Origin of the sequence: uncultured Gimesia sp. (genome assembly GCF_937919775.1) — a bacterium.
Taxonomy (GTDB): Bacteria; Planctomycetota; Planctomycetia; order Planctomycetales; family Planctomycetaceae; genus Gimesia.
On sequence record NZ_CALFPF010000380.1, the window covers coordinates 1 to 22,841 of the forward strand.

The following is a 22,841-nucleotide window of genomic DNA, read 5'->3' on the forward strand; positions in this document are numbered from 1 at the left end:
CCATCAGGCGATAGGCAACATATTGTTCCGTTTTCGTCAGATTCAGAGGTAAACGAAAGCCCTCTTGATCCACCAGATAGTCTTTGGAAGGAATCGCACGAACCTCGTCATTGACTCGATACAACATCTCTTTGGGAACCTCGGCATTTTTCATGCCCGGCCCCGCCAGCGTAATATTCAGTTTTGCCAGCCCCACCGTATGATAATAGGGGAGCGTAAAACGATGAAAGCCTTTCCGGAGTTTCACTTTTGCCGTCCGCGGCCCCTGGGCATAGCTGGGTTTCTCCCCATCGATCAGTAACTGGCTGACCTTTTCAGGCAAGGCAGGCTGAATAAACTGATAGGAAGTCACATCAAAGATATTCACGATTCGTGATGCATCCCCCACTTGAACCGTCATCGCTTTCGAGTCAATGGCACGAATTTCCCCTGTGATTTTCTTACCATCATAGAGCAGGATTTCATCTGCCAAAGCAGTACCGCAGACGGTGATGCACAGCGTGCAAAACAATACAGAGAACATGGAATCGATTTTCATCAGCGTCTGCTTCAAATACATCGTTTTACTTTTGTTTTTCAGGAGTGGTGGAATTCTTATCGACGGCCTGATTGCGGGCTAAACGCCGAAAATAATCTGCCAGAATATCTTCATACCCGGGCGGAAAACCTTCCGTGCGGGACTGCAGAATCTTTTCGCGTTGTTTCGGCGTCAGATCGGCCCAGTTGCGTCCCTTTTTGTCAGGCGCTTTCAATTCCCCCTGACCGCCGGGGCCTCCCGCTAATGTCGAGGAATTCGCAGGCCGGGTGGGATTTGGGCCGGCACCACCACTGCCGCTTTTACACGATTTTTCCAGCATTTCAATCAAGGTATCCAGGCGGGTGATAATCCGGGGCTGAGTCGTTTTGACAGGCTGTTTCGTCTGGCCTTTGTCAAAATCGGTAATGACCGACTTCACATCAGTCTGAATATTTTTGAAGGGGTCTTTCAGCCAGGCATCATCGCGGACCATTGATAAATGGTCTTTCTTTTCCGGCAGTGTGATCGGCACTGTTTTACCGGGCACCGCCTGCGGCTTGACCGCTTCCACCGCGGTCTCATTCGCAGGTGCAACCGTTTCCGCACCATCCACTGGCTGCAGCAGGATGCCAGAACAAATTTCGCAACAGGCAATCAGTGCCAGACACCGCCAGATTACTGGTGTTTTGAGAGAACACTGTTTCATCATTCACCTCCTGCCAGACAATGAGGACAAGTCATACTGTGTAAGCGTCCGGTGACGGAATCGATTTCCTTCTGCCGCACAGAGAGTAGCTCGATCCGTTCCCGCTGTGCGGGTTCCGTGATCTTTTTCTGATCGATCAGCGTATCCAGATTCTCCGTCCGCTGATGGACCGACTGTTGCATCCACCGCAGCATTTTCACTTCTGCGAGCAGTTTATTCCGGTTTCCTTTACAGCCTTTGCATTGGCCCCCCTGTTTGTTGGAAGGGCGCGAGGCATCGATCATCGCGTCGAGCAGTGACTGGAGATCTTTCTCGATCTGGAGTTGATCATCAATCATTGCTTTGTCTGCTTTACCGTGGAGCAAACCCTCATTCACGAATTCCATCTGCTCGCGAACCGCTCCCAATGCCACTGGCAGCACCATGCTGAACTGGGTCAATTCGCAGAGTTCAATCGACTCTGAACAGAGATCGATAATTTTCTCTTCGGACGATGCCAAACGCCTGACGGCAGCCAACGCCTGTTTCTGGTTCTGCGCGACACGATCCTGCAGTTTGGCTGTCACTTCACGAATCTGCTTTTGCTGCGTGATCATGTCCTGTAATTGATCCATGACCCGCTGCCGCACCAGCGATTCGACCTCTTTACGAAGCTGCTCTTCCAGTTTTTTCGTTTCCAGTTGCGCCTGGCTGAGTTGTTCGATCGCTTTTTTCTGGTCTGCGGAAGCCGGCTTGGGCTTGGATTCACCTAAACTTTTACAGGCGCCCCCCATACATTTGCCCGCACCCGCCAGCGATTGGCAGATCCCCTTGGAACCTGCCCCGTATTCGCGCAGCATCTGTTCCAGATTTTCAGCCGCTTTCTGATTCCGCTGCTCGCTGGTTTCCAGCGCTTTCAGGTCTTTTTTGTTTTCCTGTTTATTCTGCTGATCCAGCGTGTTGGCAAACTGCAGTTCTTCTTTTTTGAGCAGTTTATTTAACGTCTCGCGCGAATCGATCAGTTTTCTCAACTGCTCCAGCTTCAGTTCCAGACCGATATCCGCCGTTAACAGCAGCTTTTTCAACTCTTCCAGCAGCACCAGAATTTCCTTCTGTTCTTTGCTGGCCTGATCCAGTTTCAGGTCGTCGAGCATCTTCGATGCCTCTCCCATCCGATCCAGGATCAACTGCTCGCGCGCTTTTCGCAGTCCCAGCAGGAGCCGCGCCGCGTCTTCCGGCTGGGATTCGTTGATGAGCTTCGAGAGCCGAAACATGCGTTCTTCCAGTTCCTGCATGTGCGCTTTGGCTTTTTCCTGCTCAAACTGAATCCGCTGCTGCGGCGCGATTTTCCCGCTCGCCGCTTTCTCCGTCTCTTTCGAGACGGCGTCTGATTTTTCTGCTGCATCCATCGAGAACAGCATCGCAGTGGAAGCCACCACGAAAGCCAGTCCCACAATCATCTGTCTCTGCCTTTTCTGCATTTCCCTCACCTCCGTAACAGGGGGTCATTGAAACCAACTGAAAGTTTTCTATTTTAATTATTAAAAATGGAATCAACCTGCTTCTTTTTGAGTTCTTCCGTTTTCTCTTTGACTAGTTGTTCCAGTTTAATAACAGCGTTTAATTGATTCACGACATCAATAAAACTATCCCACTGCGCCATGTTATTCAGAATTTTATCTAACGATTCCAGAATCTGATCCTGACGTGACGTGAGTTGCTCCATCGGGTCAGGGGTTTCACTTCTTAATGTTTCCAGTGACTGTCGCTGCTGCTCCATTTCGCGCTCATGCAGGTTCTGTAACGGCTTGAGCACACTTTGTTCGATCAACTGATAGGTTTCTTCGCCCCCCAGTTGATTCAGTTTCATTTCTTCTACAGACGCATTCAACGCATGGCTCACCTGTCCCGCTTCGCGGCGGATCAGTTGATGCTGCCTCATCCAGTCTGCCGCCTGTTCCAGACTGGTTGCCAGCTTGAGACTGTCTCTTAACTGTTCCGCCTGATCCCGCGCTTTCCGCAGACGGGAACGAAGCTGTTGTTGTCGTAACAGAATTTCCCGAAACAGTTCTTCCGGCTTCACAATCCGAAAGACCAACTGCCGCGAACTTGTTTTCTGTACTCCGGTATAACAATTATCCTCGGCATGGCTCTGAAACGTAATCACCGCTCCCGGATTCAATTTCATCTCGGAAATCGAAACCTGTTTTTCCTGATCGATGACCGTTTCCACAGCAGGGTCCGCCGGACCATACACGGGGTATTCTTTTTTGTGCTCTGTTTTTTTTGAAACCGGTTTCTCAGGGTCCTCTTTTCCTGAAACCGGATTGTTCGTTTCTCCGAATTCCTGTTCTTCTGCTGCCGCGTCTTCGTCCTGTTTTCCATTGGCCTCAGTTCCAGACAGAGGCCGTTCTGAAGTCATGCCCACCAGTCGAATCCCGAAGTCATCGCGGGCGATGATGGAGAACGGAATGGTCGCATTGGCTGTAATTCGCTGCCGCACTCCTGAATAACGAAAACTCAAACGGGGACTGCGATCCGGCTGCACTCCAATCGAAACGGGTCTGGGATGTGAATTGATCTCGTGTTCCGCTGAGTGCAACGTCAACTTAAAGCTGATCGGCTTCTCATGCGTCCATTTCGTCTGAAAGTGCTTACCATCTGTACTCTTCCATTGTAACGAAATGTCCTCAGAATCAACGTCAATCTGGCTGACTTTCACATTTGTGGTTAATTCCAACGTGACCTGCGATTGAGGCAACAACCTGAGATTTCCCTCACTGGCAGAGAAATGTGACACAAATGGTTTTGAGAGACGAGGATGCGTCGCTTCGATCTTGAGATCCGTAATCCGCGGCCGATCGATGGGAACGATCTGAAACGATTCGGTCCGGCCATCGCCGCCCCAGGCATACGCGTTAAGCGGAAGCTGCAGCGGGGGAAACTCATAGCGAAAATCGCCTGCCTGAAAACGATTCATGGTGATCGTTTCCTGTGCGCCATCTTCTCCTTTCAGATGCAGCCACACACTTTCCGTTGTTTCTGCTTCATCTTCAGCGTGAATCTGTAACGTCGCCATTTCGCCGCGCGGGATAATCCATTGACCGTATTTCAGCCCCACGACCGATAACCGCGTATTGCGCGGCCACGCTTCATTTGAACCAAGCAACCACCGCTGACTCCACAACCGTGCCGTTTCGGGCAGGATGATAATAAAACAGAGCGGGACCAGACACGCCGCCAGGATCGCCAGCAGACAATGTTTTGTATGTCGTGGATCGATGGATTCCTGAAACGGATATTGGCTGAGCTGCTGATAATTGGCGTGCACGGCCTGTTCAATCATCGGCTGTGATTGCGCTGTTTCTGCAAGGTGACCGGGCAGTTGCAGGACACTGGCCACGCGCGGCGCAATCGCCTGCTGAGGTGCCGCCTTGCGCGATTGATCGATCAGATTCGCAATTTCAATCGGAGAAAGGGAAATGCGTAAGGGCAGGTAAACGTGCTGATACAGCAGATAACCGACGACGCCGAGCCCCACCAGCAGATACAGGACGCGCGCCACCAGACTCAGTTCCAGCCACCAGTCAAACAGGAGTGAAAAACAGGCCAGCCCCAGTACCGCGATGAGAATTCGAGCCGCCGCTTCGAGCAGCGTATGACGGCGCAATGCACTCCCCACGGTTTCCAGTTTTCCGGAAATCGTGTTTTGCAACGCTTCGAACTCGTTAGACCGCTGAACGCCGGACATAAACCTTTAACTCCATCACTGCCTTAAATAAGACGACACCATTTCCGCAAAATCCACTCTGCAACCAGTAAACCGAAAATCAGAATGTAAAAGATCGGGGCGTCCCAGATCTCCTGACGTTCTTCGAGTAAGCGGGAAACCTGCTTGATTTTAAACGCATTCGCAATTTCGTTTGCTTCGGAAATCTGATACACGCGGCCTCCCGTGGAAACCGCCATCGTCTGCAGGAACGCCTCATCCAGAGCCGTATTTTCTAGCTCTTTATTAGGAAATTCGACCTTGATTGGCAGCGTGGCCGCTTTGACCGACGCGCCGGCGGCTTCATCTCCCAGCCAGACCCGCACAAAATAAGTACCCGGTTGTGAAACCGGAAAGGTCGCCGAAAACTCACCCGCTTTATTGCCTGCGATCAGAGTCAAAGGAATCGGCTGATCATCGCCGCGTTCCACATCGCCGTACAATCGTTGCAGGCCCGGCTCCATTTGTGATTCGTCCAGAAAACGGGCGGTAATCTTTGCCTGACCGCCGGGCTGATAAGTGGCCTGGGGGGTGGAGAGTCGAAACGGATAGTTGCCTCCCAGTTGTTTACTGCGACCGGCCCGATCGACAACACGCGCCCAGAAGCCGTCAAAAAACTGTTCATCCAGATAACGCCAGCGGTACGTGCTGTCGAAACCGATAAAAATCGACCAGCCGGGCCCCACGCGCTGTGAGGCGATCAGCACTTCCTGACCATATTCATTCCGCATGCGGGGATCAGCGTGGACAGCGAGCACGGTCGCGCCCGGCTTGGCTTTTGTTACCGGAAAATGCCAGAACATGCCGGGCAGGTTGTTTAAAATCTGTTCGTTTGCCTGTCGATCCGTCGAAAAGGTAAAGACCGGATCCTGAAATCCCTGATCGGTGACATCCAGTTTCCAGGGAGCACGGGCGCTCAAGCGAATTTGCACCTGCGACCGAAACAGTCCCGGCTCACGGATTACGGGGAGCAGGTTCAACCAGCTGAGTGACGGATCGGACTGACGGTCAAACATGTTGGCGGTCTGCATTTCTCCCGCGATATACACCAGACCGCCGCCTGCTTTCGTGACAAAACTGGTCAACAATTCCGGAAAATTGATCGGCCACTGCGTCGGATCGGGATCGTACAGAATCACACAGTCATAATCATTCAGTTCTTCCTGAGTGACCGGCAGACGACGAATGGGCAAATCGCCCGGATGTTCGTACGTTTTATCCGCCGCCATCAGCCAGGAGGAGAGGTTAATCTGCCGATCGCGGAGAAACGTGTTGCGCAGGAACTGAACTTCGGGAAACGTAGAGCCGGCGATAAACAGCACATTCAACCGCTGGCGGATCACACGGACTTCCGCCGATGCCAGATTATCATCCTGGGAAATTTCCGGCCCGGTATCCATAATCTTCGCGCGGAATTCCAGCTTCCCGGTTTTCGTTTCACTGAACTGAAAAGTCCGGGGCTGCAACTGTCCATCCAGATTGAGCACGATCTCTTCGCGAATAAATTCCTGCCAGGGGCCGCCGTTTCTGCGCTGTTCAATCAGTAAGGTCGCGGATTCTGCCTGCATGCCCCGCGATTCAATATGTACGGTCAGTTGATTCGAATCCTGCACAAACACCACCGGGCTGACTTCCAGTTCGCTGATCGCCACATTCCGCGGGCCGTCGGTCGTGCCAACACCAACCGTTACCAGAGGAACGCCTTCATCCGACAGCATCTGCAAGACTTCTTCGGGAGGCTCACCCGCCGTCGATTGACCATCGCTGACCAGTAACACACCCGATAAAGGCATCCCCGTATAAGCCAGCAGCGCCTGACGCAGCGAACTGGCGATCGCCGTCGCAGAGCCGCCGGTCTGCCATTCCTCGGACAGCTTCAGCGATTCCGGATCAAACTTGTCGGAAAAGCCGTGCAAGTGAACCGTACGCGTGCCGTCAGCCGCGAGATCTTTGAGAAACGATTCATCGATCAGTTTTTGCGCCAGTTGTATCCGGTTCATTTTCCGCATTGAGTCGGTGTCGGCGGACATGCCCAGCTTGCGGGACACCTCCATCGCTTTCTCTTCGTCTTTCCAGGCGTCTTTTAAGGACATGGAAAGTGAGGTGTCGAGTAGGACCAGCAGGTGAGACGGGATTTTTTCCTCTTTGCTGAGCACCAGAATCGGCTCCAGCAGCATCGCAATCACCAGCAGGAGAATCGAAAGACGAATCCCATACAGCAGACAGCGACGGCCCAGCGGAACCTGTTGCGCATCGCGTTGATACAGCCACCAGCCGCCGGCGATTAAGACGATAACTCCCAGTAATAATAAGAGTCTCCAGTCACCTGTCGGCAGCCCCACCCATTGCGCGGACCAGTGCCCGCCTTCGGTCCAGGACGAAGATTGAATGCCAAACAGAATTTCCAGAAGCGTTTTCAAGTTTCAATCTCTCTGTTTACCGCCGCCGACCAATCCAGGTCGCCAGCATGCTTTCTGAGATCAGACAACCCAGTAACAGGACTGCCAGATACCGCCACAACTCGGTCCCTTCGGTCGAAAGGTCCATTTCTTTCCCCTGATATCGAATCAGCTTTAAAGGCATGCGTCCTAAAAACTGTTGCAACGCCTGCTCATCCAGTTTTTTCTGAAGTGAATCTTCCACATTCGCATTGATCGCGAATTTCTGTGTCTGATCGCCGAGTTGTGTATCCTTCCACGTCGCTTCCACCACACCGGCAAAACGAATCGGAGCAGAACTTAACATTGTTTTTGTTTCATTTATGGTCCCGAACGTGATCTCCAGCGGGCTTGACTCCTGATCCAGCCAGAGCAGTTCGCCAGATTGCGGTGCGGTAATCGTTTCCAGTTCGTAGTGAATCGGTTCTCCGGCGGTCAGGTTCTCGCCTCGTTGAATTTCCGCAGCGATTTCCTGGGCCGCCACGCGCATCGCCAGCACAAAACTGGCTTCCGCCGGCCAATCGCTCCAGCTTTTGTCGGCGGTAATCGTCCAGAACATTACGCGTCCCTCACCGAAGCGTTTTTCGAGGACCGCCGGTGACTGCTGGGCATCATTCCAGCGGGCCAGCACGCGTACCTGCTGCTGGTCTGAATTGGGATCCAGGGTCACATCGGCAAAACGGCGGGGGCGGACCCGACTCAGAAGTTCCGGCGTGAGCCCTTTGAGCATTTCAATCGGCGAATCAGCTATGGGCTCGATCACCAGCCCCTGAGACGACAAATCGCGAATCTGATGAATGCGGGCCGGCAGGAGACCTTTGCCCCCTTTAAAAAGTCGTTCATTATAGAGTTCCAGATCACACTGATCGCCGGCGAAAATCATCAGCCCGGTTCCCAGCGACACCAGTTCTTCCAGTTCCTTGACGCGCTCTTTCGATAATTGATCTACATTCGCCAGCACAATCAGATCGGGAGCCGTTAACAGTTGTGTTTTCCAGGTCGAGCTTTCCGACTGCGTCACCTGCCAATTGGAATTGCCGGCCGAGAGGGCCAGCGCCAGAAAATCAGTCTCACTGTCAAACGGATTGAGCCCCGGTTCGCCATCCACGAGCACCACATCCACCAGTTGTCTTACATTGATAATTTTTCGCTGAATGTTATCCGCCAGCAATTTGTCGGCGGGGATGCTCAGTGTCACCACATGCTGTCCCGCCTGATCAAAGCGCACTGTGACGGGGACTTCAACGGTTTTATCGGCGGGAATTTCCGGCAGTGTCACCGGTGTCACATTCCCATCGACGGTCAGCAGTGCCTGTCCATACTTCAGCGGCTCCTCACCCGCATTTTCAATCACCGCCGTCAGTTTCACTTCCTGATCCACCAGCGCAATCCGACTGTCCAGTTCCAGCGAATGCAGGACCCGGTTACCGGCGGGGTTTTCGCCGATATCAATAAACCGCACGGTGACTTGTTCCTGCGACCAGCGGTCAAACAAATCGCGGACTTCAACCGTCCAGCCGGCCGCCCAGAGATCAGTCACGATAATGACCTCTTTGACGGGAAAGGTTGCTTCCTGTAACTGGCGGTCGATGTCTTCCAGAGTCGAAATCCAGTGGCTGGCCATCTGACAGTTGGACAGTTCGTTGATTCGCGCGATGAGTTTGTTGCGTTCGTTCTCTTCCAGATGCGCCGTCCGCACCAGCGTCTGCGCGGGATTCGACGCCAGCACGACAGAAACGGAATCCTGCGGGCCCAACTGGTTCAGCACCTGTCGGGCGGCATTTTTGGCCCGTTCAAAGGCCGGTTGTTCGCCGTTCTGATAAGACATGCTGAGCGAATCATCGATTACAATCACGCGGCTGGCCCGACCTTCTACCGAGAGAAATCCTGCCAGATTTGTTCCCGAGCTGATGGGACGGGCGACCGCAAAAAACAGCGCCAATACCGCCAATGTCCTGATCGCGAGTAGCAGCCACTGTTCCAGTCGCAAGCGGCGTTTGTTCGTCTTTAATGTCAGCTTGAGATATTCCATCGGCGCCCAGTTCACGCGGATAAACCGTCGCCGGTTTAACAGGTGAATGATGATGGGCGCGGTTGCCAGAACCGTTCCCGCCAGTAACAGGGGGGCCAGAAATTGCATAAATGGTCTCGAGGTTCTCTTTCCGATCAGGGGCGTTTGTTCATTTCCGGGGCAGGGGAGTTTCCAGTGATTTCGTCACGCTGTTTTTTGACATCGGGCTGACTGTCGAGCGAAGACATCCGGCCGCGATGCGTTTTCGTTCCCGCAAACTGACGATTGTGTAAATAACTGCTCAGGACGACTCCCAGATTTTCATCCGTCAATACCGGCAGGTAATCAATGCCGCAATACTGACAACGCAGTCTTGTTTCCTGAATAAACTGTTCCATGGCTGCCTGGTAGGCTTTATGAAAGGCCCAGGGCTCTGCGAAGATTTCTTCGTCCCCTTCGATGTCTTTGAAAATCACAGAATCTTTGAAAGGCATCTCCACTTCATCGCGATGCAGGATATGCATCACGATGACCTCATGTCCGGCATGCTGCAGCTTGCCCAGTGATTCATAAAACCGGTCCAGGGGAGTCAGCAGATCCGAAAGCACCACCACCACACCCCGCCGGTGAATCTGATCGGCGACCTGCGATACCGCCGGACCAATGTCGGTTTCTCCCACCAGTTTGGTCCGCTGTAACACTTCCATAAATTTCGCGAGATGAGAGGGAGTGCTGCCGGTTTTCAGATCTTCCTGCACGCGGTCATTTAAAATCGCCAGCCCGACGGCGTCCCGCTGTTTTAATAAGACTGCCGACAACGAGACGGCAATCGTGGCAGCACAATCATACTTGGAAAACGCAGGCTCACCATAGGCCATCGACGCCGACGAATCGACGATAAATACGGCTCGTAAATTCGATTCCTCTTCAAAGCGTTTGATATAAAACCGGTCGGAACGCGCGTAGGCTTTCCAGTCCAGATTTTTCAAATCATCACCGGGTGTGTAACTGCGATAATCGGCGAATTCGGGCGAGAGGCCGTGCAACGGGCTACGATGCAGACCGGCAATCGTACCTTCCACCGGTTGTCGCGTTTTAAAACCAATCCCGGCAATTCGTCCGATAATTTCAGGATTTAAGTATTCGTTCAAACTGCCCGTCCTTTCCGGCGGCGCTCTGATGCAACGGGGTCTCCTCGATCAGTCTTTCGATGACCGTATCCGCTGTCTGTCCCTCTGATTCGGCGTTGTAAGACAACACAATCCGGTGACGCAAAACGGCTTTGGCAACCGTCTGCAAATCTTCCACCGAAACTTCCGGCCGTCCGTATAAGGCAGCTCTGGCTTTCGCGGCCAGGATTAAAGACTGACCGCCACGCGGACCGGCGCCCCAGAGTACCCAGCGATTGATAAACTCAGGTGCATCTTCGCTGTCGCGTCGCGTGGCCCGGATCAGATCCATCGTGTAATCGACCAGAAAATCGCTGATGGGCACACGTCGAACCAGATGCTGCAGTTCCAGCACTTCTTCTCCCGTCAATGTGGCCTCGGGTTCTGCCTGATCATCACCAGTCACCGTTTTATAGATCAGACGTTCTTCCTCGCGCGTAGGATATTTCACGATAATTTTCATCAGGAACCGGTCCAGCTGTGCTTCCGGCAGTGGATACGTTCCTTCCTGCTCAATCGGATTCTGAGTGGCCAGCACAAAAAACGGGCGGGGGAGCTGGTAATGTTTTGTGCCTGCAGAAATCGTCCGCTCCTGCATGCCCTGCAGTAAAGCAGCCTGCGTCTTGGGAGGCGTGCGGTTGATTTCATCTGCCAGCAGCAGATTCGTAAAGATGGGGCCTTCGATAAATTTGAACTCGCGTGTGCCGGACTGCCGATCTTCATAGATCACATCGGTGCCGGTAATATCAGCGGGCATCAGGTCGGGGGTGAACTGGATGCGGCCAAAGTCCAGCGAAAGACTTTTGGCTAACGTCGAAACGAGCAGCGTTTTTGCCAGGCCGGGGACCCCTTCCAGAATACAATGGCCGCCGGCGAGAATGCTGACCAGCAACTGTTCCACCACTTCATCCTGGCCGATCACCACCGTGCGGATCTGTTTGCGAATTCGTTCCTGGGCGACTTTGAGTTTTTCCAAAGCCTCCATATCTGGTGCTGTTTTAATCTCTGACAAGATTCACTCCCTGTTCTACCCGCCTGACAGGCCGGTTATTTTCGTTAGACTGTGTCCCGTTTTACTGTAGCGTCTCCCAGGCCTTTTGTACCGAGTCGAATAGATTGTGAGACGCGATGGTAAAATGTGATGCGTTCTGAAACATCATCGTTGATAAATCGGTAAGTATTTGTAAGGCAGTTGCATGACAATCAAAGCCACGCTGGTCCCGAACACCGGGCCTACTCCGTCGCCATTCCAGCTTCCGTCTGCCGCCTGGGATTTAATCAGACTGTCCCGCAAGCCGGGAAAGTAGGCGTTCCAGTATTCATCGCCCGCCTGATAAAACGCCTGAGAGGCGTAAAGGTTCAAATAAAATGAATGCCCCGACTGGAAATTCGTTTTCTGTTTTTTAAACTGCTCATAGACATACTTCATACATTCCTCTGCCAGGGGAGATTCATATTCCCCCGCCGAATACAGGCAGGTAATGGCGGCGGCGGAGATTGGCAGACGGGTATCGTTGCCGGAATGATACGAATATCGGATCCCTCCTTCCGGCGTCTGACAGAGTTCCAGATACTTGATCGCATTTTGAATCGTACTTTTGGGCACCGTAAAACCGGCGTCATGGGCGGCGCGGAGCCCCTGCATTTGCGTGACGGTCACACTCCCTTCATCGCCGCCGCCGGGAGTATAGATCCAGCCCCCCAGGTTGCTTTGCCCCGAAGAAGTTAACTGAATTCCGTCTTTCACGACCTTGGCGATGCGGGCACGCACCTTGGCATCGGTCTCCATGCCAAAGACACTGGAAAGAAATAAGAGCGAGAAACCATGCCCGTACATCGGACGGCCATTCTCGGAACCGGCGGCAATCAGGCCGTTCTCCTGTGCCTGACTCAACACGTATTCGGTGGCTTTGCGCACCTGATCGGCATACGGACCACGGCTGGGAGTATTGCCATTCGCCAGAAACGCGATTCCCGCCAGTGAGGTCATCGAAACGGGATAGGTACTTCCGTCCTGCGTCGTTTGAAAACTGCCGCCCGCGGTCTGCTGTTTGGCGAGATAATCGAGGCCGCGCTGAATGGATTTCACAGTCGCCGGCGTCATATGGCGGGGCAGAATTTCTTCACCGCGGACAGTGAGCGGCGTGCAGAGAAATACCACGCACAACATACAGAGCATCCATCGTTGATTGTTTTTCATTTGACGCCTGTTTTCATTCCTGTTTGCCACGCAACGCTGATTGCGTTTTGCATCCCGACTGACTGTTACTTACTCAATGGAAAACGTTACACGCACTGCCACCGAAACCGGAATCGCTTTAAAGAGAGACGAGGCCTGTTCATCACTCTGAATTGCAATTCCGGCTGCGATATACTGCGCCATCATCTGGTTATAAACGGCGTTTGCACTTTTATTGCTGTCACCTTCGCCATTAATTGAAATCACTTTCCCCAGCTTCACTCCCGTCAATCGGGCCAGTTTCTCCGCCTGCGTTTTTGCATCCTGAACCGCTTTTGCGTAGGCCTGTTCTTTCAGTTGATCCACATTCGTGATTTTGAACGTCGCCATGGTATTTCGGGCTTTGGACGGATTATAAGACCCGGGGATACTCGGCGTGGTATCGTTGCCGATCACCACTCCCGCGTCTTTACCTGAATCGACGATTTTGACAATCGTTTCCAACAGTTCCTGAGAGCTTAATTTTTCAATCCCGGTCAACCGCAGCTTCAGCGTTTCGGAAACAGAAAGTTCCTGGGACTGTGAATTATTCACCGGCATGCCCCGCATCATGGCCTGCATCTGACTGGCGTTCATCGAAGAATATAACGACATGCCCTCTTCCACGACTTCCAACCCGGGGATCTTCAGGTTTTTGAACGCCTCTTCGGCTCTGCGGCGGTTGCCATGAAACTTGGTAACTGCATCGCCGGCCAGTTGACCTTGCCCCATCACCAGGCCGGTCAGTTCCACGATCGAAGGTTTTGCTTCGACACTTCCGACCCCCACAACGGTAATCCCCTCTCCCTCGGCAGCAGAAACGGTGGGCACATTGGCGCCCCAGCACAAAAACAGGGCCAGATGGAAAGAAACCAAACGCTGTATCAGATGGGACATGCCACTCATTATAAATTCCATATGCGAGTTTTTGATTACATTTACGGGTTTAAGGGGCTGTTTTTTCGTTCTCAGAAGTTTTGCGAGGCGGTTGCGGACTGATGGAGTAGGCGGTCACTGCCTGATTGGAAACACAAATCACCAACCCGTTGTGCAGATCTATGGCGCCTCCCAGAGAAGTCAGATCACTCCCCCTGAAGATATTGATAATGTCCCCATTTGTTTTCGAAACTTCAAATATTCCACGACTGGTAAACACCCAGGCACCTTTGGGGGCAATCAGCGCGCTCAATCCTCCGGCAGCAACCGGCAGGGAAACGGCCCAGTTCAGTTCATGCGTTTCGCGGTCAAGGGCTTCCATCTCACGCGACATCAGATAGACGTTTTTCTGATCAAGACCCACAAGTTGGGCCGATTCTTTCACCGGACGCTTCCAGACGACCCGTTTCGCAGCCAGATCTAATGCATAAACTTCGTCGGCACCTGCTTCTTTGAAATAAACCAGGTTCTGATCCCGAATCAATTGACCATCGGTGTGTAATTCCGTTTCTTCATCGATGGCAGCATAATAATAGTTTTCATTTCCCTGACTCACTTTGTAAGGATAACGGAAAACCCAATTGATGGTTTTGGTGGGAATCGCAATCTCAAATAAGGCACCGTTATTCGTCAGGATCAGCAGGTTGTCTCCCTGCTTCTGCAAAATCGGAACCGGCATTTTTTCCATGCCATTCGACGAATTTCCTGACACAGCAGTTCCCAGGGGGATCGACCATTCCTTTCGTCCCGATTTCAATGCCAGACTGTTTAAGGTGAGTAACTTATTATTTTGTGCATGAGACACAACATAAATATGGTCTCCCTCCACCAGCGGTTTTGAAATATAACTTTCATTGCTGGCATTCGACGTCCAGAGTTCTTTTCCGGTTGCTGCCTGATAAGCGAATAACCGATACCGGGCGCGGTAGTGATTCATCTCTTTCTGCGGGATCAACGTCGCCAGAACGACATCGCCGCTGACAGAGATATGATATTGCTTCAAATTACTGGACTGGTGAAAGCTGTAATTATTAAAGTGATTTCCGAGTTCCTGAAATTTCGCGTTGCGCCAGACCAGTTTTCCGGACTGTAAATCCACCGCAAAACAGACGCCGTAAAAATTGATATAAGCACGTTTCTGATCCACGGCCAGCGGTGGGACAAAAGTCTGATACGACTTGCCGCGGCCATAATAATCGGACTGGGAATTCTCAATGGCTTGCACTGCAGCCTGATCCAGGTACGTCAGTTGCCACTGCGGTTTATTTTTGCCCTGCTGCAGGTTCACCGGATGATTGATCAAATTCGATTCCTGCGGAATTTGATTTGCGGCAGGATCAGATCGAACAGGTTCCGCTGCAATCAGCGACTTCAGATACACAACGGGATCAACAGCGCTGCCTCCCAATGTGACTTTTTTATCGGGAAATTGCTGTGAGATTACCTGAATATTCGCAGCGGCCTGCTCAGGCTGGCGACTGCGAATCAACGCCAACGCATATTTGACGTTCAAATCAATCTCGGAAAGATTCGTATCGGAGTGGTGATCGAGAATCGATCTCCAGTAATGCGCGGCCTGGGCGAATTCTCCTCGTTCAAAAGCATCGTTCCCCAATAAGTCGGCAACATCATCACCAATTGATGTTAAAAAATATTGCGAGTAGATTTTTTTGGCTTCACTGATCGCTTTGGGGGTTAAAACGTCGGTCTGCGCTGAGAGTTCTTCAAACTCTTTCCGTGCTTTGCCATCAAAAAAGAGCCGAAACGCTTCGCGTCCTTCAGCGGGCAGGGAAACCAGGGCCATAAAAATCCGGTATTCGGCATCGACCAGAAAACCATCTGCCGTCGGAAGCAGTTGCGAGGTCGACTTCGTTTCCGAAAGTTCTTTCAACGCAGTTAATGCTTTTTCCCACATCCGATGCCGAATATAACGTTCGTAATCGTCGAGCAGATTCAGTTTCTTTTCATCAACAGAGATACTGAAACCCGGCATCTTATGCGGAGAGGCAGCATTCGCTTCAGCAACAGCAGGCACAGGCATAGCGACCGCCTGAGCGATCACGATCTGAGCGTGCAGCGATTCGATGGATCCTGACGAGAAGAACAGAGCCACCGCGATCATCACCCGAAAACAGAACGAGTAGTCCGGTCGAAAAAGTTTTAAGTGCGCACCCATAGTTAACATAATCCATCCTTAGCTCTCGAATGGGCCTGTCTCTTGTTTGGAAATCAATTGTAGTGGCGCGATCTAAAAGAACATTAACCAGGATGCTTGTGGGGTGATAGGAGTTCCCGGCTTCTGAAAAATTTATCCTGTTTTGGATACTGTGTCACATTGTTCAATCGAGTCTTTTGTCTACCCACCATTGTACACCAAAGCACAATTCAGAATTCAAGCACTAATTGGAGGCTTTTCCATTTTTTATCAACTTTTCACGAAAAGGATTTTCCTCTTCCCTTCGTTTTGTCAGTTGGATGAATCCGTTTCACTCAGCAGGTGAAATTGCCTCTCTGCCATTTCCTGTCCGTTGACGATGATGGTCAGTCGATGCAAACCCGGATAATACCTTCGCGTCGTGATCGGTTTGAAGGAATACCGACACCGATAGAATTTCGCAGACGCCGAACAGACACCTTCTGAGATTTTGAAGACTTTTCGCGAAGTGACGCCTTTCTGGCGGACAAAATCGATTGCATATTCCACGCGGATCTGCCCCAGTTCTGCAGACTGCGATACCAGTTCAAACTCAAACTGAATTTCCCCACTCCAGGCAACTTTTTTTGGCGTCAGATGAAATTTCTGCACTTCCAGAGCATGCGGTTCATGATAGCCGAATAAGGCCAGCGCCTCGGGTTTGCCCTGTTTCAAAAGGGTACGACAGCCATGTTTCACGATCCAGCGCGTCTCGGGTTTCCCCGCGATCCACACTTTCGCCAGATCGATCACCAGGTCCGGGTGATCTTTTGAGATGTCGTTCAGATGGTTGGCGACACTTCGCCTGACGTATTCACTGGGATCGGCTTTCAACTTTTCCAGAATCGGTAATACCGGGCCGGGATCTTTTTTGAATTCCGGTAACGCCATCGCCCAGGGTAAACGGGGACGGCTTCCCTCAGAAGCCAGTCTGCGCACGTGCTCATTCTTCGAAGCCGCCCAGCTTTTCATCTGTCGCATCATGCGTTTCGAGTCTTGCAGAATGAAGGGCCGCACGGCAAATTCGCTGCTGGAATATCGGGTAAAATGCTCCAGCGCCGCTAATGAAGGTTCCCAGTCGTCCAAACCATACACTTCCACAAAATCGGGGAAAAACATCGCTTCAAATCCGCCGAACTGGGGCGCAGCCTGTTTGAGCACGTTCAAAGCCGCCCCGTAATCTTGCGGCAAAAACTGTTTCAATGCCCGCGTGATATGGCGCATGCGCTGTTTGAGTTCTTTTTGCTCCCATTCCCGATCAAAAACAAACTTCAGCATTTTCTGACTGGGAAACGCGGGTTCCGCTTTCGCAATCTCTTTGGATAATCGACGGAGATAGGTTTGATCGTAATTATCTTTTAATGGTTTCGCCATAATCTTAAAATTCGATTCATCGGTATGTTTGTATTCCCGCCCGTGCCATTTCAGCAACAACGATTGACAGGGCAGGGGCCGAGCAGAATTGCAGCATAAAAAAATCCGCCTGACCAAATCAATGATCAGTCGGAACTTACAACGTTGTTTTAGAACATTGGTTCAGAAACGTAACCATGCCCCGTCTGGAAACGAAACAGGCCCGCCTCTCGTTGAGAAAGGGGGCCTGTCGTTAAAATTCCACACCAGCAGCATCATCCCATCAGTTTGGTCACTGCCTGTGCTTTGACCAGTTCACGAGGCTGATTCAGGTGGTTATAGACAATCGTTTCAGGGTTAATGCCAAACGAATGGTAGATTGTCGCCAGCAATTCACTGGGATGGACCGGATCTTTACGGGGGCTGGAACCTGTCTTATCAGATTCGCCATGCACATAACCCCGCTTGATACCGGCACCAGCCAGAAGTGAAGTGTAACAGTATGGCCAGTGATCGCGTCCGTCATCGCTGTTCGAGTTACCCGACGTACTCACGCCGCGCTGCGGGCTTCTGCCAAATTCACCCACGGCGACGACCAGAGTCTCATCCAGTGTACCACGGTCGTAGAGATCAGCGATCAGACTCGCCAGTCCCTGATCGAACATCGGGGCCGACTGATTTTTTAAGCGATTGGTGAGACCGGTATGTACGTCCCAGGAATGATTGTCCGAATTAGCGACTTTCGGCCAGACCACTTCCACCACACGGGTTCCGGCTTCGACGAGCCGACGTGCGAGCAGCAGACTTTGTCCAAACGTGTTTCGCCCGTATTGATCGCGGACGGCGTCCGATTCCTGATCCAGGGCAAACGCGTCACGGGCACGCCCGGAAATGACCAGATCCAAAGCGCGTGAATAATATTTATCCAGTTTGTAATCCTGGACTGCTTTATTAATCTGCGGCATCCCTTTATTGAGCGTGTCTCGCAGACTTGCGCGGCGTTGCAGGCGGGAAGTGAATACATCGGGACGCAACTTGAGATCATCCACGCTGATCTTGTCCATTTTATTCATATCCAGGTCATCTCCCGGCGGATACAAATAATAAGGATCATAGGCACGTCCCAAAAAGCCTGCCGTTCCTGCTTTACCGACCACATTACTTTCCTGAAGCGGGCGGGGCAGCATCACAAACGGCAGCATCGAAACTTCAGGCGGTTGCAGCCGAATAATGTTCGAGCCAAAGTTCGGAAAGTCTTTGGGGCTGGGTGGCTCCAACTGACCGGAAGGGCTGACTTTATCAGTCGTGTAGCCTGTTAACATCTGATAGATGGCGGCGGTATGATTGAAGAGCCCTTTGGGTGTGTAGCTCATCGACCGGATCATCGTGAATTTATCGTTGTTTTGAGCCAGATTCGACAGCAGTTCCGTGAACTGCACTCCGGGGATCTTGGTTGGAATCGGCTTGAACACACTGCGAACGTTATCGGGTACGTTTTCTTTGGGGTCCCATAAATCGAGATGGCTGGGGCCGCCTTGCAGGAAAATCAAAATCACACTTTTGGCTTTCGCCCAGCCGGGGCCGCCTCCTTCATTATTGTTCGCAGCGGCTTCCTGAAGCTGCAGCATGGAACCCAGTCCCATGCCCATCATGCTGGAACCACCTACCCGCAACAAATCACGACGTGATATCTGATTACGAGCCTCGCACACTTCCTTGCCTGGTTGACCTGGAATGATCAGCATTTCAGTATCTCCTCACTTCTGTTAGAGATCGGTTTTAGTATTGTATCCATCAGCCTGTGATATCACGTTTGAAACAGCTCTTAATGATTAAACAGAAACGCCGGGCTGTTGATCAGTGCCCAGGTCAAGTCCTGTGCTGCCATTAAACGATTCTGTTTCACCTGTTCCGCACTCAACTGAACGTCATTTCGTAAACGAGTCAACTTCCGATCGACCGGACGCACACTCTGCATCGTCATCAGATGGTTTCGCAATTCGACCAGTTTCGGATCTGTCGGACGCGGCTGTTTACTGTCTGCCACAGCTTTTATTTGTGCCTGTATCTGACTATCGGACTTGCTGTAGTATTCGAACAGTTTCTTTTTCTCGTCTGCGTTTCTTTGATCCAGCTGCTTCGCCAGAATTTTCTGAATTTCTGCGGGATGTTTATCCAAAGTCGTTGGACCGGCAGTGTTTGTGACGGAAAGCCGGAAACGTCCAATAGAATGTGTATTGCTGCTAAAGTGCTGTTTCATGACAAAAGTCAGAATGGTTCCCTGATCGTCGGCTGCAACCTTCGATTGAATATCGAAACTCGCCATATGTGCTTTGCCGATCTGCGGGGAGACTGCCCAACCATCATTGCCCGGATTCACCTTGCCATCAATGGCCGTTGCCACCGCGTAGACATTCTGACTGAAATCAGCCTGCGGGTTTGACAGAGTCAATTTCGTTTTCTGATCCGGTTTCGATTTTGGAGCCGCATAAACTTCGAATTCGTTCAAAACAAAATTTCCATCCGCGGAGCGACCAGGGCCTTTTTGGGGTAATGAATCATCCGTCAAAACTTCCAGACGTACTGCCGAGAGATCCTTCAAATCCGTATGGGCCACGATTTGATAATCGCCTTTGCCATTCTTGCCTTTTGCCAGGACGGCAAGGTCCGGCTGCAACTCCAGAGTGGCTTCATTGGTCGCGGTGAGTGATTCCGGTTTGAGCGGCACCCACTGAGAACCGGTTGCTGCTTCTTTTTCCCAAGTGGCAATTTTGCTTTGTAGCGCCTTTTGATATTCGGACAATGTTTTTTGTAATTGATCCGTGCGTTCTTTCTGTTCCTGATTCAACCAGGCTTCCCGTGGCGCAATTGCTTGTTCGAACGTCGTAACAGAATGCTGCGCATCCTGCAGATTTTTGACGCGTTGATTTTCCTGTTTGATCACTTCAGCCGACACCCCCTTTTCGTATGCGGCCAGTTCTTTGATCAAAGCCTGGTTCTCGCTCTGAATCTGCTGTTGGATCAATTTGACTCCCTCCAGTTTTTCCTGATCTGTCGCCGGGCGACTCAGAACTCGCAGGAAAATGGAATCCACCAAAGCCCGATCGTCCTTTTCCTCATGAACCAGCTTATTTAATGCATTGTTCGGATCACTGATGGCGTTTCCGACCGTAGGCCCGCTGATCAAAGCCATCACGGGGCCCAGTTCGACACCGGACGACCGTTCGCACTCACAGGGACTCTCACGTTGCGCCCGTCCAAATTTCGCCAGAAAGTCACTTTTCAGTTCGAAGCCGACATCCGGAAGTTCGGCGGCACGCGTTCCGGCGGGAACACCGGGAATGTCAGATACCGAACCGGTAACACGACAGAGTGAATCGTACAGCACCTCTGCAGGTAATCGACGTGCCTTGGCATGCGAGAAGTTGATGGTATCGTCTTCATTCCATTGATTTGACGCAATCGAAAGCTGATAAGTCCTCGATTGACAAATCACACGCATCATATGCCGAATGTCAAAATTATGCTCTAAAAAGTCGGCGGTGAGCCGCTCTAACAGTTCCGGATTCGAAGGTGGATTTCCGGCACGAATATCGTCGATCGGTTCAATCAGGCCGGTCCCGGTGAGATAACCCCACAGGCGATTCGCATAGGCTTTGGCAAAATATTGATTGTCGCGCGAGGTAATCCAGCGTGCGAGTTGTTCACGCCGCGAAAGTTCTTTTTCCACTGCCTTGAATTCGGCAGGGTAGGGGAACTTGGGTGCGGTTTTTGCGCCGGTCCGTTCGTGAATCATTTCGCCTTCTGTTTTATCGAAGACGACTTCGAATAAAGGTTTCCCACTTTCGACGGCGGTACCGCCAATCGTCCGTCCCTTACTCTCTGGAGCATTCTTCAGCCCTAACTGAGCGAAGAAAGCCGATGTTTCGTAATATTGGTCTTGAGTCCAACGCTCAAACGGATGGTCATGGCATTTATTGCAGTTAAAGCGGATGGACAGAAATAAATGCGTCGTGTTTTCCATCGTGTCTTCGGGAGTACGATGAATCTTGAAATACGAAGCAGCGGGAAACTCTTTATTGGAACCAGAAGCAGAGAGAACCTGATAGGCGAACTGATCGTAGGGAACGTTATCGGCCACGGATTTTTGGATCCAGTCCCGGAAGAGTTTGGATCCTTCGGTCCCCAGATATTTTCGATTGACCTGTAGCAGGTCAGCCCATTTGTTCGTCCAGTGTTCAACAAAATCCTTGCTGCTCAGCAGATGATCAATCAGTGCATTTCGTTTGAGATTCGACTCGCGTTTGTCAGCCAGAAACGCTTTGACATCATCAATTGTGGGAGGCAGCCCGGTTAAGTCGATGTAAATCCGGCGAATAAATTCCGCATCGGTACAGAGATCCGAGGGCAGAGTCTTGGTTTTCTTGAGTTTATTATCGACCAGTTCATCAATATAGTTGTAGACCGGAAGCTGTTTCCAGGCAAACTCCGAACGATCTCCCATGACGGTCACGGTCGTCGCGGCATACTTGCCTTCATAGCGGGCCAGCAGAGGCGCTTCCCCCCGTCTGAGCACTTCCGCAATACCGCCATGATGCATTTTGGCGATTTCGATATTACTGCAGTCGATAAACGAATCGGAAGTGACATCACGAATTTCGCCATTGTTATACGTGGCCAGCACCCGGAACTGCTGTAGCAGACCTGCCCGCGGGACAACGGGGTTTTCGGGAGAAATCTGAATACTGGCTACCCGAGGCGCATCCTCTTTCAAAGGTGTTCCCTCTTTGATCCAGGACGACACAATTTCATAATGCGCATCACCGGCGATTGCCACCTGACCGCCTTTATGCGGAACTTCGGCGATGGCTTTCAACAAAATCAGACTTTGTTCAGGTGATGCCAGATTCACGCGTCGCGATTTGAGGTCATCGGTGAACGCCCTTAAATCGAAGAGATCATCGGTGCCTCTCAAGGAAAGTTTAAAACCGTCTTTTCCCTTATTTGCTCCATGACAGAGCCCGGAATTACAGCCCATTTTTGTAAAGGCCGGCGCGACATCGCGCCAGTAATCAGGTCGGTAAGCTGCCGGAAATGCTGCTACGGTAATTTTGGAAGTTGCCTGTTGTCCCTGCAGACTGAAACTGACGTCTGCCGTTCCCGGCTGAAACGCCCGTACCAGACCCGTTGGTGAGACATGGATGATTTCTTTATTGTTCACATCCATTTTTGCCAGACGTGTCAGATCTGTTTTGGCTCCGGACTTTAAATGACCAATCACGAGAAACTGGATCGTATCATACTTTTGTGCAATCGTGCCGGCCGCAGGCTGGATTTCCAGCTTTACAAGGGGATCAACATTCGAAAAAGTTTCGGCAGGCAGTTTTTTCTGATTCACATCGACCACAACCAGTTTTCGTTTCTGGCTGGATGCTGTTTCCTGAGCCACCGGCGTCTGGCTGGTTTGCAGGGGTACTGGCACAAATGCTTTTTTCAGTGTTCCCGTCTTGGTTTCATACAGCCTGACTTGACCATCTTGCCCTGCGGTGGC

The 22,841-nt window shown here is 51.5% G+C and carries 14 protein-coding genes; all 14 read right to left on the reverse strand.

Annotated elements, in window-relative coordinates; genetic code table 11:
* Positions 1-538, reverse strand: a 538-nt coding sequence (locus Q0294_RS10375) for a hypothetical protein (RefSeq protein ID WP_299464429.1), incomplete at its 3' end; no start/stop codon positions are given.
* Positions 539-563: 25 nt separating this feature from the next.
* Positions 564-1,223, reverse strand: a complete 660-nt coding sequence (locus Q0294_RS10380) for a hypothetical protein (RefSeq protein WP_299464432.1) — start codon at positions 1,221-1,223, stop codon at positions 564-566.
* Positions 1,223-2,683: a hypothetical protein gene (locus Q0294_RS10385; RefSeq protein ID WP_299464436.1), complete on the reverse strand. Its 1,461-nt coding sequence runs from the start codon at positions 2,681-2,683 to the stop codon at positions 1,223-1,225. Before Q0294_RS10385 ends, Q0294_RS10380 begins: the two co-directional genes overlap by 1 nt.
* Before the next feature lie 53 nt (positions 2,684-2,736).
* Positions 2,737-4,953, reverse strand: coding sequence for a hypothetical protein (locus tag Q0294_RS10390; protein WP_299464439.1), 2,217 nt, complete (start codon positions 4,951-4,953; stop codon positions 2,737-2,739).
* A 23-nt stretch (positions 4,954-4,976) separates the two neighbouring features.
* Positions 4,977-7,391, reverse strand: coding sequence for a vWA domain-containing protein (locus Q0294_RS10395; protein WP_299464442.1), 2,415 nt, complete (start codon positions 7,389-7,391; stop codon positions 4,977-4,979).
* A 16-nt stretch (positions 7,392-7,407) separates the two neighbouring features.
* Positions 7,408-9,549, reverse strand: a complete 2,142-nt coding sequence (locus Q0294_RS10400) for a BatA domain-containing protein (protein WP_299464445.1) — start codon at positions 9,547-9,549, stop codon at positions 7,408-7,410.
* Between the two features lie 26 nt (positions 9,550-9,575).
* Positions 9,576-10,571 (reverse strand): DUF58 domain-containing protein, encoded by a 996-nt coding sequence (locus tag Q0294_RS10405; protein ID WP_299464448.1) that lies wholly within the window; start codon positions 10,569-10,571, stop codon positions 9,576-9,578.
* On the reverse strand, positions 10,549-11,574 hold the full coding sequence (locus Q0294_RS10410) for a MoxR family ATPase (protein ID WP_299464470.1): 1,026 nt from the start codon (positions 11,572-11,574) through the stop codon (positions 10,549-10,551). Before Q0294_RS10410 ends, Q0294_RS10405 begins: the two co-directional genes overlap by 23 nt.
* Before the next feature lie 171 nt (positions 11,575-11,745).
* Positions 11,746-12,789 carry a prenyltransferase/squalene oxidase repeat-containing protein gene (locus Q0294_RS10415; protein WP_299464450.1) on the reverse strand — a complete coding sequence of 348 codons (1,044 nt, stop codon included), beginning with the start codon at positions 12,787-12,789 and terminating at the stop codon, positions 11,746-11,748.
* Positions 12,790-12,858: 69 nt separating this feature from the next.
* On the reverse strand, positions 12,859-13,713 hold the full coding sequence (locus Q0294_RS10420) for an SIMPL domain-containing protein (protein ID WP_299464453.1): 855 nt from the start codon (positions 13,711-13,713) through the stop codon (positions 12,859-12,861).
* 40 nt (positions 13,714-13,753) lie between these two features.
* Positions 13,754-15,928: a PQQ-binding-like beta-propeller repeat protein gene (locus tag Q0294_RS10425; protein WP_299464457.1), complete on the reverse strand. Its 2,175-nt coding sequence runs from the start codon at positions 15,926-15,928 to the stop codon at positions 13,754-13,756.
* 282 nt (positions 15,929-16,210) lie between these two features.
* Positions 16,211-17,311 (reverse strand): DNA alkylation repair protein, encoded by a 1,101-nt coding sequence (locus Q0294_RS10430; protein ID WP_299464460.1) that lies wholly within the window; start codon positions 17,309-17,311, stop codon positions 16,211-16,213.
* A gap of 254 nt (positions 17,312-17,565) precedes the next feature.
* Positions 17,566-19,035, reverse strand: coding sequence for a DUF1501 domain-containing protein (locus Q0294_RS10435; protein WP_299464463.1), 1,470 nt, complete (start codon positions 19,033-19,035; stop codon positions 17,566-17,568).
* 80 nt (positions 19,036-19,115) lie between these two features.
* Positions 19,116-22,841: DUF1549 and DUF1553 domain-containing protein (locus Q0294_RS10440; RefSeq protein WP_299464466.1), on the reverse strand; the 3,726-nt coding region annotated here is incomplete at its 5' end.

Bases quoted from the DNA above. Each gene is read 5' to 3' on its own strand.
- Q0294_RS10425 (WP_299464457.1), bottom strand. From the start codon at position 15,928: ATGTTAACTATGGGTGCGCACTTAAAACTTTTTCGACCGGACTACTCG.
- Q0294_RS10410 (WP_299464470.1), bottom strand. From the start codon at position 11,574: ATGGAGGCTTTGGAAAAACTCAAAGTCGCCCAGGAACGAATTCGCAAA.
- Q0294_RS10390 (WP_299464439.1), bottom strand. From the start codon at position 4,953: ATGTCCGGCGTTCAGCGGTCTAACGAGTTCGAAGCGTTGCAAAACACG.
- Q0294_RS10435 (WP_299464463.1), bottom strand. From the start codon at position 19,035: ATGCTGATCATTCCAGGTCAACCAGGCAAGGAAGTGTGCGAGGCTCGT.
- Q0294_RS10385 (WP_299464436.1), bottom strand. From the start codon at position 2,683: ATGCAGAAAAGGCAGAGACAGATGATTGTGGGACTGGCTTTCGTGGTG.
- Q0294_RS10380 (WP_299464432.1), bottom strand. From the start codon at position 1,223: ATGAAACAGTGTTCTCTCAAAACACCAGTAATCTGGCGGTGTCTGGCA.
- Q0294_RS10420 (WP_299464453.1), bottom strand. From the start codon at position 13,713: ATGAGTGGCATGTCCCATCTGATACAGCGTTTGGTTTCTTTCCATCTG.
- Q0294_RS10415 (WP_299464450.1), bottom strand. From the start codon at position 12,789: ATGAAAAACAATCAACGATGGATGCTCTGTATGTTGTGCGTGGTATTT.
- Q0294_RS10430 (WP_299464460.1), bottom strand. From the start codon at position 17,311: ATGGCGAAACCATTAAAAGATAATTACGATCAAACCTATCTCCGTCGA.
- Q0294_RS10400 (WP_299464445.1), bottom strand. From the start codon at position 9,549: ATGCAATTTCTGGCCCCCCTGTTACTGGCGGGAACGGTTCTGGCAACC.